General features: G+C 73.5%; 16 protein-coding genes. 7 read left to right on the top strand and 9 right to left on the bottom strand.

The window, feature by feature from the left end; all coding sequences use genetic code 11:
- Positions 1-18: 18 nt before the first annotated feature.
- Together GGE06_RS08155 and GGE06_RS08150 are read right to left on the bottom strand one after the other, a co-directional pair.
- The gene (locus GGE06_RS08155) at positions 19-972 is read right to left on the bottom strand and encodes an immunity 49 family protein (protein ID WP_184930394.1); all 954 of its coding nucleotides are present in this window, start codon (positions 970-972) and stop codon (positions 19-21) included.
- Positions 973-1,171: 199 nt separating this feature from the next.
- Positions 1,172-1,993: a lipase family protein gene (locus GGE06_RS08150; protein ID WP_312883056.1), complete on the bottom strand. Its 822-nt coding sequence runs from the start codon at positions 1,991-1,993 to the stop codon at positions 1,172-1,174.
- 456 nt (positions 1,994-2,449) lie between these two features.
- Between GGE06_RS08150 and GGE06_RS08145 the strand changes: the two genes are divergently transcribed.
- Entirely contained in the window at positions 2,450-3,136 is a 687-nt protein-coding gene (locus GGE06_RS08145; RefSeq protein WP_184930392.1) for a hypothetical protein, read from the top strand.
- 176 nt (positions 3,137-3,312) lie between these two features.
- On the opposite strand, the gene GGE06_RS08140 is transcribed toward GGE06_RS08145, so the two are convergent.
- A complete protein-coding gene (locus GGE06_RS08140; protein WP_312883055.1) occupies positions 3,313-3,804 on the bottom strand; it encodes a DNA-3-methyladenine glycosylase I in 492 nt (163 codons plus the stop codon).
- A 38-nt stretch (positions 3,805-3,842) separates the two neighbouring features.
- Complete coding sequence (locus GGE06_RS08135) at positions 3,843-4,448, bottom strand: TetR/AcrR family transcriptional regulator (RefSeq protein WP_312883054.1); 606 nt, start codon at positions 4,446-4,448, stop codon at positions 3,843-3,845.
- Between the two features lie 136 nt (positions 4,449-4,584).
- Here GGE06_RS08135 and GGE06_RS08130 point away from each other — a divergent pair, with 136 nt between their 5' ends.
- On the top strand, positions 4,585-5,646 hold the full coding sequence (locus GGE06_RS08130; protein WP_184930391.1) for an NAD-dependent epimerase/dehydratase family protein: 1,062 nt from the start codon (positions 4,585-4,587) through the stop codon (positions 5,644-5,646).
- A gap of 6 nt (positions 5,647-5,652) precedes the next feature.
- On the opposite strand, the gene GGE06_RS08125 is transcribed toward GGE06_RS08130, so the two are convergent.
- Both GGE06_RS08125 and GGE06_RS08120 read right to left on the bottom strand, forming a co-directional pair.
- Positions 5,653-6,765, bottom strand: a complete 1,113-nt coding sequence (locus GGE06_RS08125; protein WP_184930390.1) for a sensor histidine kinase — start codon at positions 6,763-6,765, stop codon at positions 5,653-5,655.
- Entirely contained in the window at positions 6,762-7,490 is a 729-nt protein-coding gene (locus GGE06_RS08120; RefSeq protein WP_116157171.1) for a response regulator transcription factor, read from the bottom strand. Before GGE06_RS08120 ends, GGE06_RS08125 begins: the two co-directional genes overlap by 4 nt.
- A gap of 133 nt (positions 7,491-7,623) precedes the next feature.
- Here GGE06_RS08120 and GGE06_RS08115 point away from each other — a divergent pair, with 133 nt between their 5' ends.
- From GGE06_RS08115 to GGE06_RS08105, 3 genes are read left to right on the top strand one after another with little or no spacing between them, the layout of a single operon-like run.
- Complete coding sequence (locus GGE06_RS08115) at positions 7,624-8,301, top strand: glycosyltransferase family 2 protein (RefSeq protein ID WP_116157172.1); 678 nt, start codon at positions 7,624-7,626, stop codon at positions 8,299-8,301.
- 46 nt (positions 8,302-8,347) lie between these two features.
- Complete coding sequence (locus GGE06_RS08110) at positions 8,348-8,995, top strand: TIGR04282 family arsenosugar biosynthesis glycosyltransferase (RefSeq protein WP_184930389.1); 648 nt, start codon at positions 8,348-8,350, stop codon at positions 8,993-8,995.
- The gene (locus GGE06_RS08105) at positions 8,992-9,657 is read left to right on the top strand and encodes a class I SAM-dependent methyltransferase (RefSeq protein ID WP_184930388.1); all 666 of its coding nucleotides are present in this window, start codon (positions 8,992-8,994) and stop codon (positions 9,655-9,657) included. The genes GGE06_RS08110 and GGE06_RS08105 overlap by 4 nt, the downstream gene beginning before the upstream one ends.
- Here GGE06_RS08105 and GGE06_RS08100 read toward each other — a convergent pair.
- Entirely contained in the window at positions 9,630-10,052 is a 423-nt protein-coding gene (locus GGE06_RS08100; protein WP_312883053.1) for a hypothetical protein, read from the bottom strand. The two genes, GGE06_RS08105 and GGE06_RS08100, sit on opposite strands and share 28 nt — an antisense overlap.
- The gene (locus GGE06_RS08095) at positions 10,049-11,224 is read right to left on the bottom strand and encodes a molybdopterin-dependent oxidoreductase (protein ID WP_221517891.1); all 1,176 of its coding nucleotides are present in this window, start codon (positions 11,222-11,224) and stop codon (positions 10,049-10,051) included. The genes GGE06_RS08100 and GGE06_RS08095 overlap by 4 nt, the downstream gene beginning before the upstream one ends.
- Before the next feature lie 113 nt (positions 11,225-11,337).
- Between GGE06_RS08095 and GGE06_RS08090 the strand changes: the two genes are divergently transcribed.
- The gene (locus GGE06_RS08090; RefSeq protein WP_184930386.1) at positions 11,338-12,738 is read left to right on the top strand and encodes a glycosyltransferase 87 family protein; all 1,401 of its coding nucleotides are present in this window, start codon (positions 11,338-11,340) and stop codon (positions 12,736-12,738) included.
- 22 nt (positions 12,739-12,760) lie between these two features.
- Here the strand turns inward: GGE06_RS08090 and GGE06_RS08085 are convergent, their stop codons facing one another.
- Positions 12,761-13,978 (bottom strand): PucR family transcriptional regulator, encoded by a 1,218-nt coding sequence (locus GGE06_RS08085; protein ID WP_116157176.1) that lies wholly within the window; start codon positions 13,976-13,978, stop codon positions 12,761-12,763.
- Positions 13,979-14,066: 88 nt separating this feature from the next.
- Here GGE06_RS08085 and GGE06_RS08080 point away from each other — a divergent pair, with 88 nt between their 5' ends.
- Positions 14,067-15,608 carry a flavin-containing monooxygenase gene (locus tag GGE06_RS08080; RefSeq protein WP_184930385.1) on the top strand — a complete coding sequence of 514 codons (1,542 nt, stop codon included), beginning with the start codon at positions 14,067-14,069 and terminating at the stop codon, positions 15,606-15,608.
- Positions 15,609-15,639 lie beyond the last annotated feature (31 nt).

Here is a 15,639-nt window from a genome sequence, read left to right as displayed (position 1 = left end):
CGTGGCCCGGAGGTGTGGCTACCTGGCGTGCCAGTGGCCGAGGTCGTTCCGCTCGGTGTCCGCGGCTCGTCGGAGGGCGTCGGTGCGGCCGACGATGCCGTGGGGCAGGTAGCCGGAGCGGACGCGCAGCTCCCACCCGTGCACCTGGACGGCGAGGGCGGTCAGGGCGAGGGTGTCCAGGGGCAGCAGCGTCCGTGGGGCGGGGTCCGTGCCCACGCTCTCGCGGTGTGCGACCAGCCGGGCCACGAGTGCGTCCTCGAAGGCCGCCTGGTCGTCGTCGAGCAGGACGCGCAGCAGCTGCTGGTCCGGCGTCAACCCGTCGGCCGCGTCCAGCCGTCGAACGGCTTCGACGCGCTCCTCCGGGTCGGGCTTGCGCAGGGGCACGGTCGGCCAGTCGCGGGGGAGGTGCCCGCTCTCCTCGGTCAGATAGCCGCACAGCGCCTCCATGGCCGCCAGATCGGCCGGCGTCGACACCGACGTCAGCTCCGAATACGGCACGCCGTCGCGGATCGCGGACGCGAAGTCGTCCCGGAGCAGCAGTCCGGTGACCCGCCGCCACTCCCACACCAGGCCGCTGACCACGACCGCCGCGAAGGTGTCCAGCCATGTCCGCGCCGTGGGAGCCTCGTCGATGACGTCCTGGAACGCGAGCTCCTCGCTCGTCAGCTCCTCGTGGACCAGCGGAAACCGGATCTCCTGGTCGCCGTTGGGATAGCAGCCCAGGCTGATCACTCCCAGCGCACACTCCGCCGCGGTCAGCAGCACGACGCGTGACGCGTCGTCGAGCTCCGGTGCGCTCAGGGTGCGGGCGGCGACGTGGTCGAGCAGTTCGTCGCCCATCTCGCGCAGTCCGTCGAGGCGGAAGGAGCCGTAACGCATGCTGTGCCAGCGGCCGAAGGCCCTCCCCCCGATGTCCTCGAGCGCTTGGGCTATGCGCTCGTCGTTCACCTCGTGATGTGCCACTCCCTGCACGACTGCCGTCCTTCCATGATCGATCCGGCCGGGCAGCGGCACGCTATCAACGAGCTCGGACATCCCTTCCCCACGCGAGCCCGGCCGAAGGAGGAGCGCGCCGAAGTGCCGGCCCGGCTGTAGGGGATCGGTCCCGGGCGGCTGACGGGCCGTCGGCGCGAGGGGGTCGGGGCACTTCCGTCGTCGGCGTCTCGATCCTTCAGGCGAGGTTCTTCTCCATCGCTGCGACGTAGTTCTTGACGGGGTGGTCACGCAGGGCGTCACTGGCGGGGGCGAAGGGATCGGCGGTGGCGCCCTTGAGCCGGTCCGTCAGCGCGTCCGTCAGCGGCATGGAGGAGCGGACGCGGCCACCTGCGTCGATGTAGTGCAGGGTCTCGACGTGGGTGTAGGCGGGCTCGGGCGGCAGCTGCGGGACGATGTCGTTGTTGTTGACGTAACGGTGCAGGCGGTCCTTGAAGGTCTTGTTGCAGGAGGCCGCCAGAAGCCGGTCGCAGGTGCGGGGCTGGCCGTAGGTGTAGATGCCGTCCGCCTGCAGCCGCGGCTCCTCCAGGTACATGCGGCAGCCCGCGAGCATCGCGAGTGCACCGCCGAGGCTGTGTCCGGTGCACCACACGCTCTGCTCGTTGTCGCGGAAGTCCGCGAGCGCGTCCCTCACGGCGGGAAAGACCGAGTCGAGGGCCTGACCGAAGCCGTAGTGGATGTAGCCGGTCCTGGCCGGCCCCGGCGACGGGGGTGTGGTGGTGTCCGAGAGCCAGTCCCGGATCTGCGCGGGCTCGGTGCCCCGGAATCCCGCGATGATCATCTTGTCGCTGGCCATCGTGTACGCCTGGGTGTCCGCCAGCGGGAACGGCGGGGTGAACCGCGTGTGATGGTGGCGCACCCGGTCGAAGCCCCAGCCTCGCGCCTCGGCCTCGACGGTGGCCTCGTCCTTGTAGGCGAGGTCGGCGGCCTGGACCATCCAGTACGCGAGCCGGGGACTGTGCTTCCTGGCAGCGTGGTCGATCGTCGACGGTACGAACACGGTTTCTCTCCCGGCCATGATGAGGAGGCGGATCGCCCGCGGAGCAGCCCGCGGACCGAAACGCCGGTCCGGGCCGACCGGGCAACCAGACGCTATGCGGGAACCGGTGCGGTTCCCGGCTCCCACAGCCCGGCCGATACGCAGGAACGATCCCTCCTCACCCGGACGGACCGGGGCCGCGCACGGCAGGTGGGCTCGGATACGGCCGCCCGGGTACCGGACTCACCCCCACAGGTGCGGCGGCCCGGACCGTCTCTGAGCGGAAGCCGTGGCCTCTCTCTCGGGAGCGAGCCCGGGACGCCCGCAGCGCTCTTCGCCTGCACCCGTGTCCGACGGACACGGCCCTGACACCCGTCTGAGGCCGTGAGATGCGCGGCCTGCCCACCTGCCCGCTATATCTTCCGAGGGCAGGACGGCGACAACCACTCCGCACTCGAACGTAAGGGCCATTGAACCGTGACCGGACGCATCCCCGAGCCCACCGAGAGATCGAGTCCGCACGGGCCCGTCGGTGAGCACCGGTGGCCGATGGCCGCGGCCGTCGTCGCCGCGATGGTGCTCACCCTCCTGCTTCCCGACGACCTCCGTCTGGCGCCTCGCTGGGTGCTCCCGGCCGTCGAGGGACTGCTTCTGCTCGCGCTCATCGCCGGCGACCCCGGCCGGATCGACCGGCGCTCGACGGTACTGCGCACCATGTCGATCGCCCTGGTGGGCGTGCTCGCGCTCAGCGCCGTCTGGTCCACCGTCCGGCTGGTGGACGACATCCTCCAGGGCGGCAAGGAGACGGGCTCCGCCACCAGTCTGCTGCAGAGCGGCAGCACGGTATGGGCCTGCACGGTTCTGGCGTTCTCCATGCTCTACTTCGAGCTCGACTGCGGCGGGGCCGCTGCGCGTGCCCACCACATGCCCGCAACGCCCGCGCTCGCCTTCCCCCAACAGCTCAACCCCGAAGTGGCGAGGGCGGACTGGCGGCCCCGGTTCGTCGACTACCTCTACCTCGCGCTGACCAACGCCACCGCGTTCAGCCCCACCGACGTGATGCCCCTGGCGCCGTGGGCCAAGATCACCATGGGCGTCCAGTCCCTCGTCTCCCTGCTCATTCTCGGCCTGGTGGTCGCCCGAGCCGTCAACGTCCTCGCCTGACCCGCGGCACAGCGCGCGGCGGCGTGCCCGTCGTGCGGCCTGACATCAGACGCGTCGCCCGCGGCGCCTGGTCTTCGCGCGCGTACCAGCTCATCGACCGCCATCGAAGACCCCCGTCAAGGCTTTCCGGGCCCCAGGGCACCGGCACCAGCGGTCAAGCATGAGCCAACCGCCGGTCACCGGGTCAGCGTCTGGAGGGCGCCATCGCATCGGCCTGGCTCAGCCGGTGAGGTGGAGACCGTCTGCGGTGGGTCCACCTCGTCCGGGCCCGGTTCGCTGCGCCAGAAGAACGCGGCCAGCGAGCCCTCCTCTGCGGCCAGGTCGACCGCTCGGCGGGCGTTGTCGACGACGGCCTCGATCTTGCCCCGGTGGCGGACGATCCCCGGGTCCTGGAGGAGCCGGTCCACATCGGCCTCGGTGAACTCCGCGACCAGATGGAAGTCGAAGCCTGCGAACGCCTTCCGGAAGTTCTCCCGCCTGGCCAGGATGGTCCGCCAGCCGAGTCCCGACTGGAACCCTTCCAGACTGATCTTCTCGAACAGCCGCCGGTCGTCGACGACGGGGAAGACTCCGTCCTCCACGCCTTGCCGGATCCACTCCTGATGGTCTGCCATGTGATCCGGTGCCTGGCTCTTGTCGGCCGCGAAGCGGAGCAGGACGACGAACACGTAGATCTCCTTCGATTGACTTCTGGCGGTGGGCGGGGTCAGTGAGCGGAGCCCGCTATCGGGCGGCCGTGCGCGAGGCGTTCGTCCAGCCAGGCGTGGAGGCGGTCGACCTCCCGCCGTACGAACTCTCCGTCGTGGAAGGCGTTGGACAGGGTCGCCGCGCCCTGGCTGAAGGCCAGGACGTGCATCGCGAGGTCGTCGGCCTCGACGGCGAGGCCGAGCTCCTCGAACTGCGCCCGGAGCCACGTACGGAACAGGTCGAAGACGGCCACGGCCTGGGGCCGCGCGGGATGACCGAGTTTGGCGAGCTCGTTCGTGAGGGTCCCGACCGGGCAGCCGAAGTCCTGGATGTCCGCCCCGTTGGCGATGACGATCTCCACGAACCGCCGCACCCGCTCGGCGGGGCCCGGCTCGTCCCGGTCCCACTCCGCGAGCATCGCGCGCGTGCTCTGGAGCCGGGCCTCGATGACCGCGCCGAGGATCTCGTCCTTGCTCTTGAAGTGGTGGTAGAAGTTGCCCCGCGAGATGCCCACCGTCTCGGCGATCGCCGCGAACGACGTGTGCTCGAAACCCTTCACGTAGAAGAGCCGGTTCGCGGCGTCGACGATCTGCGCCCGCGTCGTCCCCGCACCCTCGGCCACCACGTAACCCCCACGGCCCTCACCCTGCAACTAGGACAGGCGTCCTAGCGCTTCTGCGTGTTGCGCGACCGATGACGGAAGTCTTACGGACCGGCGCGGGCTCCCGCTGATCCCGGATCCGGTCCGTAGCGTCGCTCCCATGCGCGTACTCGTCACAGGAGGAGCCGGGTTCATCGGCTCGCACATCGTCACCGCCCTCACGAAGGCCGGGCACGAGCCGGTGGTTCTCGACGCCCTGCTGCCCAGCGCGCACGGCGTGACCCCGGAGGTGCCGGCCGTGGAGTTCCTCCACGCGGACGTCCGGGACCGGCTCGTGGTCCGAGCCGCACTGCACGGGGTCGACGCGGTGTGCCACCAGGCCGCCATGGTCGGTCTCGGCAAGGGGTTCGCCGACGCGCCGGAGTACGTGGGCAGCAACGACCTCGGCACGGCGGTCCTGCTCGCCGCCATGGCGGACGTCGGCGTGCGGCGGCTCGTCCTCGCCGGGTCGATGGTCGTGTACGGGGAGGGGCGCTACGAGTGCCCCGCGCACGGTGTCGTACGGCCCGGCGCCCGGCTGCCCCAGGACCTCGCCGCCGGCCGCTTCGAACCGCGCTGCCCCGCCTGCGGCGCCGAACTCGCCCCCGGCCTGGTCGCGGAGGACGCCCCCGTCGACCCCCGCAACGTGTACGCGACCACGAAGCTCGCCCAGGAGCACCTGGCGGCGGCATGGGCGCGCGCGGTGGGCGGCACGGCGGTCTCGCTGCGCTACCACAACGTGTACGGGCCGGGGATGCCCCGCGACACCCCGTACGCCGGTGTCGCCTCCCTCTTCCGCTCGGCCCTCGCCCGGGGCGAGGCGCCCCGCGTGTTCGAGGACGGCGGTCAGCGCCGGGACTTCGTGCACGTACGGGACGTGGCGGCGGCGAACCTGGTCGCGCTCGAGGCCGCCGACGGCCTGCCGGCCGGCGGGCTCGACACGTACAACACCGGCAGCGGCGAGCCGCACACCGTGGGCGACATGGCCTTCGCGCTCGCCCGGGCGTGCGGTGGCCCCGAGCCCGTGATCACGGGCGAGTACCGGCTCGGCGACGTCCGGCACGTCACCGCCGACTCGTCGCGGCTGCGCGGCGAGCTCGGCTGGCGACCCGTGGTCGGCTTCGCCGAGGGCATGACGGAGTTCGCCGGGGCCGGGCAGCGGGCCTCGGCGGGCCTCTCCTGACCTCGGTCAGCCCGCCGCAGCCGGCAGGGTGACCTCGAAGCGGCAGCCGCCGGGGACGTTGCGGACCTCGGCGCGGCCCGCGTGGGCCTCGACGATGCCGCGGACGATGGCGAGGCCGAGCCCGGCGCCGGCCGGCGGGGTGCGGGCCTCGGTGCCGCGCCAGCCGGTGTCGAAGACGCGGGTGAGGTCCTCGTCGGGGATGCCGCCGCAGCCGTCGGTGACGGACAGGACGACGGCGTCCGCACGGTGTTCGGCCGCGACCGCGACGGTCCCGTCGGCCGGCGTGTGACGGATCGCGTTGACGAGGAGGTTCGCGAGGACCCGGGTCATCTCCTTGCCGTCCACCTCGACGGGCACGGCCGCGACCTCCTCTCCCACGAGCCGCACCCTGTGCTCGCGGGCCAGCGGGTCGGCGCCGCTCAGGGCGTCGCCCACCAGGTCGTACACGGACATGCGGCTCGGGCTGAGGATCAGGGCGCCGGCGTGGATGCGGGAGAGTTCGAAGAGGTCGGTGACCATGGCGGTGAGGCGCTCGACCTCGGTGCGGATCTGCCGGTGGTAGCGGGCGGGGTCGTCGGCCATGCCGTCCTCCAGGGCCTCCGCCATGGCGCGCAGCCCCGCCAGCGGGGTGCGCAGATCGTGGGAGATCCAGGCGACGAGCTCGCGGCGCGAGGCTTCCAGGGAACGCTCGCGCTTGCGGGACGCGTCGAGCTTGGCGCTGGTCGCGGCCAGTTCACGGCTGAGCGCGGCGAGTTCGGCGGTGGCGGCGCCGTCGGGCGCGGAGAAGCTGCCGCCGTCGCCGAAGTCGCGTGCGGCGCGGGCGAGGGCCCGGCTGCGGGCCACCACCCAGCGGCCCAGGACGAGGGCGGTGCCGAGCGAGACGAGGGCCGCCATGGCGACGACGACGGTCACCACCCACAGGTCGTGCCCCGACAGGAACATCGCCTGCGCGACGGCGAGCGTCCCGGCGAGCATCGCCGTCACCGTCACGGCCGCGACCACCGTCAGCGAGACCGCGACCGAACGGTGCCGTACGAGACGGAGGACGATCGCTCCGGCGAGACCGGCGCAGACGGCTCCCGCCAGGGCGAGAACGGCGATCAGCAGGACGTCCTTCATGAGGCTCCCCCGTCCTTCCGCGGCTCGAAGCGGTATCCGACGCCCCATACGGTCTGGATGAGCCGGGGCCGCGCCGGATCCTCCTCGATCTTGGCGCGCAGACGCCGCACATGGACCGTGACCGTGGAGAGGTCGCCGAAGTCCCAGCCCCACACCCTGCGCATCAGCTCCTCCCTGGTGTGCGCGGCGCCGGGCCTCTCCAGGAAGTACGCGAGGAGGTCGAACTCTCGGAGCGTGAGGGCGAGTTCGCGGCCGGCGCGGGTGGCCCTCCGGGTGACCGGGTCGACGGTGAGGTCCGCGTCGCGCAGGACCGACCGGCCGGCCGCCGGCCCGGCTCCGCGACTGCGCCGCAGCACGGACTCGACGCGCAGCACGAGCTCGCGCGGGCTGAACGGCTTCGTGACGTAGTCGTCCGCGCCCACCTCCAGGCCCGTGATCCGGTCCTCCTCGTCGCCGCGGGCGGTCAGCATGATCACCGGCACCGGCCCGGTCCCCCGCAGCCGCCGGCACACCTCGAGACCGTCGAGACCGGGCAGCATCAGGTCGAGCACGACGAGGTCCGGCCGCCGCTCCTCGGCCCGCAGCAGGGCGTCGGGGCCGTCGGCCGCGTGCTCCACGGCGAACCCGGATCTGCCGAGGTATCCGGTCACCACCTCGGCCACGGTCGGGTCGTCGTCGACCACCAGGATCCGGGCCGGGGGCGGCGGGGCGCTGTGCTCGCTCATGCCGCACAGCGTCGCATCCGCCCGGCGGGCGGTCACGGCCACTCGGGCGTACGGCGGCGGACGTTCGCGTTTCGTAAGGAGTGGAGCGGCCCCGGAAGGCCCTGCGGTTCCTACGGTGAGGCATGTGACACCCATGACCGTAGATGTCGTCCTTCCCTGCCTCGACGAGGCGGATGCCCTGCCCTGGGTCCTGGCCCGCGTGCCGGCCGGATGGCGGGCGATCGTCGTCGACAACGGCTCCTCCGACGGATCGGCGGCCGTCGCCGCCGCGCACGGCGCCACCGTCGTGCACGAGCCCCGGCGCGGCTTCGGCTCCGCCTGCCACGCCGGACTGCTCGCCTCCGACGCCGAGTTCGTCTGCTTCTGCGACTGCGACGCCTCCCTCGATCCCGGCTTGCTGCCCGGCCTCGTCGGCGCGGTGGCCGACGGCTCCGCCGACCTTCTGCTGGGCCGCAGGCGCCCCACCGGGCGCGGCGCGTGGCCGGCCCACGCCCGAGCCGGGAACCTCGCCCTGTCCCGGCTGCTGCGCCGGCGCACCGGGCTGCGGCTGCACGACCTCGGCCCCATGCGGGCGGCCCGCCGCGAGGCGCTGCTCGGCCTGGGTCTCGACGACCGGCGCAGCGGCTACCCGCTGCAGATGGTCGTCCGGGCGGCCGACGCGGGCTGGCGGGTGCGCGAGGTCGACGTTCCGTACCTGCCCCGGACCGGCCGGTCCAAGGTCACGGGCACGTGGAAGGGCACGTGGCAGGCGGTCCACGACATGCGCAAGGTGCTCGACGAACCGGCACCGGCGGGCGGTGGCCGTCCGTGACCAGCCTCTCTCCGCACAAGCCCGCGGCGTCGGGCGGTGGCCGTCCATGACCGCGCCCCTCGTCACCACCCTCCTCGTCATCGCCAAGGAGCCCCGGCCCGGCCGCGTGAAGACCCGGCTCACTCCCCCGTTCACCCCCGAGGAGGCCGCCGCGCTCGCCGAGGCCTCGCTCGCCGACACGCTCTCCGCCGCCGCACGCGTCCCGGCGGACCGGCACGTCCTCGTGCTCGACGGGCAGCCGGGCCCGTGGCTTCCACCGGGCTTCGCGGTCGTGCCCCAGGCGGGCGGCGGGCTCGACGTGCGCCTTGCCGCCGCGTTCGCCGGCTGCCCGGGGCCGGCCCTGCTCATCGGCATGGACACTCCGCAGGTCACACCGGAGCTCCTGGCCCCCGCCCTGCGCCGGGACGCGCACGACGCCTGGTTCGGGCCCGCCGCCGACGGCGGCTTCTGGGCCCTCGCTCTCGCCCGTCCCGCCCCTTCCCTCCTCCTCGGAGTCCCCATGTCGACACCCGACACCGGGGCCGTCCAGTACGCCCGTCTGCGGGCGGCCGGGCTGCGCGTCGGCACCCTGCCCGTCCTGCGGGACGTGGACACCGCCCCGGACGCCCGGCAGGTGGCGGCCGCCGCGCCGGGGACCCGTTTCGCGGCCCGGTACGCCGAACTGACCACCGCGGCCACGGGAGCGGGCCGTTGACCACGACGACGGCGTGGCGGGCCGACCCGTACGACTGCGCCCTGCGCACCGGCAGGGGCCCGCTGTTCCTGCGCCGGCACGACGGCTGGCTCCTGCCCCTCGACATCGAGCGCTGGTGCACGGCCCCCGACGGCGCCGACCGCTCCGTACTCGACCGCTGTCGGGGCACCGTCCTCGACGTCGGCTGCGGACCGGGGCGGCTCGTCGCCGCGCTGGCCGCCGAGGGCCAGCGCGCCCTGGGCGTCGACATCAGCCCCGAGGCCGTCGCCCGCACCCTGCGGATCGGCGGGTCGGCCCTGTGCCGGTCGGTCTTCGAACCGCTGCCCGGCGAGGGGCGCTGGGACACCGCGCTGCTGATCGACGGCAACATGGGGATCGGTGGCGACCCGACCGCCCTGCTCCGCCGGCTCCGGCACGTCGTGTCGCCTTCGGGGCGCCTCATCGCGGAGTGCGCGCCCGTGGACGTCGACGAGTGCTGCGAGGTACGGGTCGACGACGGCCGGGGCGGGCGCGGGGCGCCGTTCCCCTGGGCCCGGGTGGGCAGCCGCGCCCTGGCCGCGCACGCGCGACGTGCCGGGTGGGACGTCTCCGGACAATGGACACGGGAGGGGCGTACGTTCCTGTCGCTCGCCCCTCAGCCGTCCGCCGGCACCCGCCCCTGACGGCACTCCCGCCGGCGCCGTACGGCGATCAGCAGGCCCGTCACCACCGTCACGGCCGCCAGGACGATCGCGAGGTTCCGCCCGTACGGGAGGGGCAGCGCCGAGGGGTTGGGCGGCGCTCCCGGCCGTACGAGAAGAGGGAGCGCCACGAGGACCACGCTCCCCGCGACCAGCAACGCCCCGCGCAGCGGGCCCCGCCGGCGCCGTCCCACGAGCAGCAGTCCCACGGCCAGGACGAGGGGGGCGAGGATCCCGTCGTGCAGGACGAGTGCGCCCGCCAGCCACACGAGCACACCGAGGGGATCCGGCTGGTCCGTCACCAGCCACGCTCCGAGTCCCATGAGGGCGAGGCCCAGCGCCCCGAGTCCGTACCGCAGCACGCTCACCGTCCTCACAGCACCTCCAGCCTCTGCACCCACTTCGTCTGCAGGACCCCGGGCCGGCCGGGTGCGATGATCCGCGCCGGGAAACCGTGGTCGAGCGTGAGCGGCTGCCCGTTGAGGGTGAGGGCGAGGAGGGTGAGCGGATCGTCCGCGTACTCCGCGCCCATCTCCATCACCCGGTAGGCCCCGCTCACCTCGAGCGACGTCACCCGCACGGCGTCCCGGCCGGGCCGTCCGCCGGCCCGCTCGATGAGGTCCCGGAGGCGTACCCCGCCCCAGTCGGCGCCGACGCTCCAGCCTTCGACACAGGCGATCGGCAGCCGGGCTCCGGCTCGGGGCATCGATCCGAGGGCGTCGAGCGTGAGGACGTACGGGCGGGGTCCCGCGACCTCCAGGCGCCAGCCCGCCAGACGGCGCGCCGTCACGCCGGCCGCGGCGGCGGTCCGGTTCACGGGCAGCCCCTGCGGGCCGTGGTCGGGGTGCCGGGGCGCGAGCAGGTCGAACGTCTTCAGGGGCGTGAAGGACTGGCCGACGGTCGTCAGCGTCACCACGCCGACGGCGCCGCCGGTGGCGAGGAGCAACGAGCGCCGGTCGACGGCGTCCTGGACCGGCAGGGCTTCGGTGCCTGCCGAGCGACGGCTCCAATGGTCCCTGATCTCGGGGGCCTTGACGGCGATGTGCAGCAGGATCGAGCCGGTCGCCACCCAGGCGACGGCGAAGTGGACGGGGACGAAGGAGAAGGGCCACGGGTACCACTCGACGATGTTGAGCAGCCCCGTCAGCACCTCGAAGACGGCCGAGGCCACGAGGACCGCGACGGACAGGCGCTCCAGCGCGTGCCGCACCGACCGCACCGGCGGCCACACGAACAACCGGGGGTACACCGCCCACAGTTTCACGAGCAGCAGCACGATCGCCGCCAGTCCGGTGGCGACGTGGAGGCCCTGGGTGAACGCGTACCCCCACGCCGGCCGTGCGGGCAGCCGATCGGCGAGCCAGGCGGGCGGCTGCTGGAGGTAGTGGCTCACGAGGCCGGTGAGGAGGCAGACGGCGAACGCCGCGCCGAGCCACCGGCCGACGGCCGTCGCGGTTCTGGCGTCGTGGAGGCGCCCGGTGAAGGCGGGCGGCCGGACGGCCGGGGGCCGGAACGCGGGGCGCGGCGGCCGGGGCATGCGGAACGTCATGCCGTCCATGACACCGCCGCGAGCGGCGCCGTGGACGGTCCGACACCTTACGAAACCCGAACGCCCCGCCGGGTCTCCTCCGCACCCGTCGTGCGCGCTGCCAGTCTGCGCCCATGACCCGCGACCACCGTCTCCCGCTCCCCCTCGTCGTCACCACGCTTCTGCTGGCGCTCCTGACGGCGTCGCTGGCCCTGCTGCTCCGCGCGGGCGCGCACGGGACCGGGTTCCTGGCCGGGTACGCGGGCGCGTGGGCGGTGTTCGCGGCGGCCGCGGTCGCCCTGCGGCGTGTCCCCCGCCGGCACGTCGTCCCGCTCGTCCTCGCGGGAGCGGTCGCGGTGACGGCGACGGGCCTGGTGGCGGCGCCGCGGACGAGCACGGACTCCTACCGGTACGCGTGGGACGGCCGGGTCCAGGCATCGGGCGTCTCGCCGTACGATCACGCGCCCGCGGACCCGGCGCTCGCCGGACTCCGGGACGACTGGCTCTTCCCCCGCGCCGCGGTCTGCGAGCGGGACGGCGCCGCCCTCGCGTCCCTCGGCGACGGCCGGTGCACCCGGATCAACAGGCCTGCCGTCCACACGATCTACCCTCCGGTGGCCGAGGGCTGGTTCCTCCTCGTCCACGCCCTGTCGCCGGAAGGCGTCCGCCACAAGGGGCTCCAGGTGGGCTCGGCCGTTCTCGCCCTGGCCGTCAGCGGCCTCCTGCTCGGTGTTCTGCGGCGGCGCGGGGATCCCCGCCGGGCCGCCCTGTGGGCGTGGTGCCCGGCGGTCCCCGTCGAGGCCGTCGACAACGCCCACGTGGACGTCCTGGCCGTGCTCCTGTCGGTCGGCGCGCTCGCTCTGGTGGCACGCCGCCGTCACGTCACGGGCGGGGTGCTGCTCGGTCTGGCCGTCGCCGCGAAGCTGTTGCCCGCGCTGCTCCTGCCCGGCGCGCTGTCCGGAATCCGGCGGGCCCGTACGGTCGCGGCCGTGGCGCTGACGGCCGCGGCGACGGTGGTGCTGACGTACCTGCCGTACGTCCTCCTCTCCGACGGTTCGGTCCTGGGCTACCTGAGCGGCTACGTCCGGGAGGAGGGCTACGACGACGCGGGCGCGGGCGGCCGCTACGCCCTGCTCCGCCTCGTGCTGCCCGACGCGTGGGCGCCGCCCGTGGCGATGCTGGTCATCGTGGCGGTGTCGGCGGCGGTGTGGTGGCGCGGCGACCCCGAACGCCCCTGGCACGGTGCCCTGTCGACGACGGGCACGACGTTCCTCCTGCTGACTCCCGGCTACTCCTGGTACGCCCTGCTGCTCATCGCCCTCGTCGCCCTGGACGGTCGCTGGGAGTGGCTCGGCGTCGCCCTGGCCGGCGCGGTGGCGTACCTCGTCGGCCCGGTCACCGGCGCCGTGGGGGTGACCACCGCGTACGGGGCGGCGGGAATCCTGGTCGTCGCCCTGTGGTGGACGCGGCGCCGCAGCGTCGGACGCCGCCCGATGAGCGTCGAGCCGCGAAGCGCGTCCGCTCCCACGAGGTGACGCACAGCGCGCTTCGGCGGTGTCAGGGGTGTCCGCGCCACTGGAGGACCTTGAGGGCGGTGCCGACCTCGACGGTGTGCTGGGCGAGCGGGCGCGGCAGGAGCTGGTCGGCGCGGGCCAGGCGCCGGAGCAGGGTGTTGCGGTGGGTGAACAGCCGGGCGGCGGCCCGGGTGGCGTTGCACTGTTCGGCGATGAAGACGCGCAGCGTCTCGGTGATCTCGGGCGGCGCGGTCTCCAGCTCGCCGAGGGTGCGTTGGACGAACCGGTCGGCGCCTTCGGGGTCCGCGGTGAGCAGGGCGACGAGTTCCACCTCGTGGTGGAAGGCCAGCCGGGACGGTGAGGTGAGACGGGTGAGCATCTGCTGGGTGGTCAGGGCGTCGAGGTGGCTGCTGCGGAAGCCGTCGACGCCCGGTGCGGTGGAGCCGACCGCGACCCGCACGTCCGGCAGCTGGTCCAGTGCGGCGCGCGCCCGGTCGCCGTCGGGTCGACCGTGCACCCACAGCCAACGGGTGGCGGCGCTGGCGATGACGCTCAGGGGGCGGAGCTGGCCGGCGGCCTCGGCGAGCGCGTCGGCCGCCCGGTCGAGCCGGCTCAGGTCGGCGTCGGGGGCCTCGGTCCAGACGATCGCGGCGGTGTGCGTCGGCTGCAGCCGGTAGCCGAGGCGGCTCTCTGCGCGCTCCCGGGTGATCGGAGCCCCCTCGAGGAGCAGGGTGACGGTCTCCCGGCGCTCCGCGTGGGTGCCGCGGGTGAGCTCGTCCCGCTCGGCGCGCATCCGGGCCGAGATCGCGCCCACCGTGTCGTCCACGAAGGCGGAGATGGAGCGCAGGGACACGTCGAGGAGTTCACGCAGCTCCTGTGGATCGCCGGTGAGCGAGCAGGCGATCTGCGTCCACATCCGCACGGCGACGCTCTCGCCGACCCGGTAGGCGTCCAGGGCGGATTCGTCCAGGCCCCGCCGGATCATGTCCCGGGCGACGGCCAGTGGTGCCTCCGTGTCGTTGGCCGGGACCGGCTCCCCCGGCGCGCGGACGTTGGAGGCAGCCCAGAACAGCAGGTTGGAGCGGTTGGTACGGCGTGTCCCCGCAGCCAGCACGGGATCGGCGGCGATCTGTCGCCTGGCTTCGCCGGAGAGGGTCGCCGCGTCCAGCTCGGCGAGCCAGTCGGCCGAGGGGGTGAGCGCGATCTCGGCGCCCCGGCGGATCAGCTCCCGCACCCGGGGAGAGGGCGACTGCCACGACATGCGCCCATCGTACTGGTGCAGATCGTCACCTTCGCGCGATCAGGCTGGTGCTGTTTGCACGTTGGTGCCGGGCCGTGGCGGCACCACCATGGACGCACCCTTCCACCACCACTGCCGGGAGCTGCCCGTGTCCTCGTCCCCCGCAAGGTCCGCCGTCGAACACCTCGACGTCCTCATCGTCGGAGCCGGGATCTCGGGCATCGGCGCCGCCCGGTACCTGAGGACCGAGCTGCCGTCGAAGAGCTTCGCGATCCTCGAAGCGCGCGAGGCGTCCGGCGGGACCTGGGACCTGTTCCGCTATCCGGGCATCCGGTCGGACTCGGACCTGCACACCTTCGGCTACGAGTTCAAGCCCTGGCGCGACGAGCAGTCCATCGCCGACGCGCCCCGGATCCTGGACTACCTGCGGCAGGCGGCCGCCGAGAACGGCCTGGAGGCACACACCAGGTACCGCCACAAGGTGCTCGGCGCCTCCTGGTCGACCGATGACGCACGGTGGACCGTCGAGGTCGAGCGCACCGACACCGGCGAGCGCTCCACGCTGACCTGCGGCTGGCTGTTCTGCGCGGGCGGTTACTACCGCTACGACGAGGGCTTCACGCCCCGGTTCGAGGGCCTGGACCGGTTCCGGGGTCCGGTCGTGCACCCGCAGCACTGGCCGGAGCGGCTCGACTACGCGGGCAAGCGCGTGGTGGTGATCGGCAGCGGGGCGACCGCGGTCACCGTGGTACCGGCGATGGCGGACACCGCCGCGCACGTCACCATGCTGCAGCGCACGCCGACGTACGTCCTGCCGATACCGCGCGCCGACGTCGTCGCCAACGCGCTGAAGAAGTACCTCGGCCAGCGGCGCGGCTACGCACTGGCCCGGCGCAAGAACATCGTCCAGCAGCGTCTGATCTGGAGCTTCTGCCAGAGGTTCCCGAAGGCGGCGCGGCGCCTGATCCGATGGGTCAACACCCGCCAAATGCCTGCCGGTTACCCCGTGGACCTGCACTTCAACCCGCCGTACGACCCCTGGGACCAGCGGCTGTGCGCGGTCCCCGACGGCGACCTGTTCCGGGCGATCCGCGAGGGCCGGGCCTCGGTGGTCACCGATCGGATCGCCACGTTCACCGAGCAGGGCATCGTGCTGGAGTCCGGTCGCGAGCTGGCGGCGGACGTCGTCGTCACCGCCACGGGGTTGAACGTGCAGGCGTTCGGCGGCATCCGCCTCACCGTCGACGGCCGGGAGGTACGGCTGCCGGACACCCTGGCCTACAAGGGCATGATGCTCTCCGGCGTGCCGAACTTCGCCTTCGCCATCGGCTACACCAACTCCTCCTGGACGCTGAAGATCGGCCTGCTGTGCGAGCACTTCTGCCGTCTCCTCGCCCACCTGGACGCCCACGGCTACGACATCTGCCGACCCGAGCCGGCGGACCCCGGGATGCCGACCCGTCCGTTCCTGGACTTCGGGGCCGGATACGTCCGGCGCGCCGTCGACTCGCTGCCTCGCCAGGGGGACCGGATGCCGTGGCTGACCTCGATGGACTACCGGGACGACGTCAGGCTGCTGCGGTCCGGCAGCGTCGCCGACCCGGAGCTGGTGTTCTCCCGGGCCGCCGTCCGGGCGGAGGCGACGGCGTGACGGGCAGGGACGACGGCGTGGCAGACACCGC

The organism is Streptomyces nymphaeiformis (genome assembly GCF_014203895.1).
Classification (GTDB): Bacteria; Actinomycetota; Actinomycetes; order Streptomycetales; family Streptomycetaceae; genus Streptomyces; species Streptomyces nymphaeiformis.
This window is presented reverse-complemented; position numbering and strand designations above follow the sequence as displayed.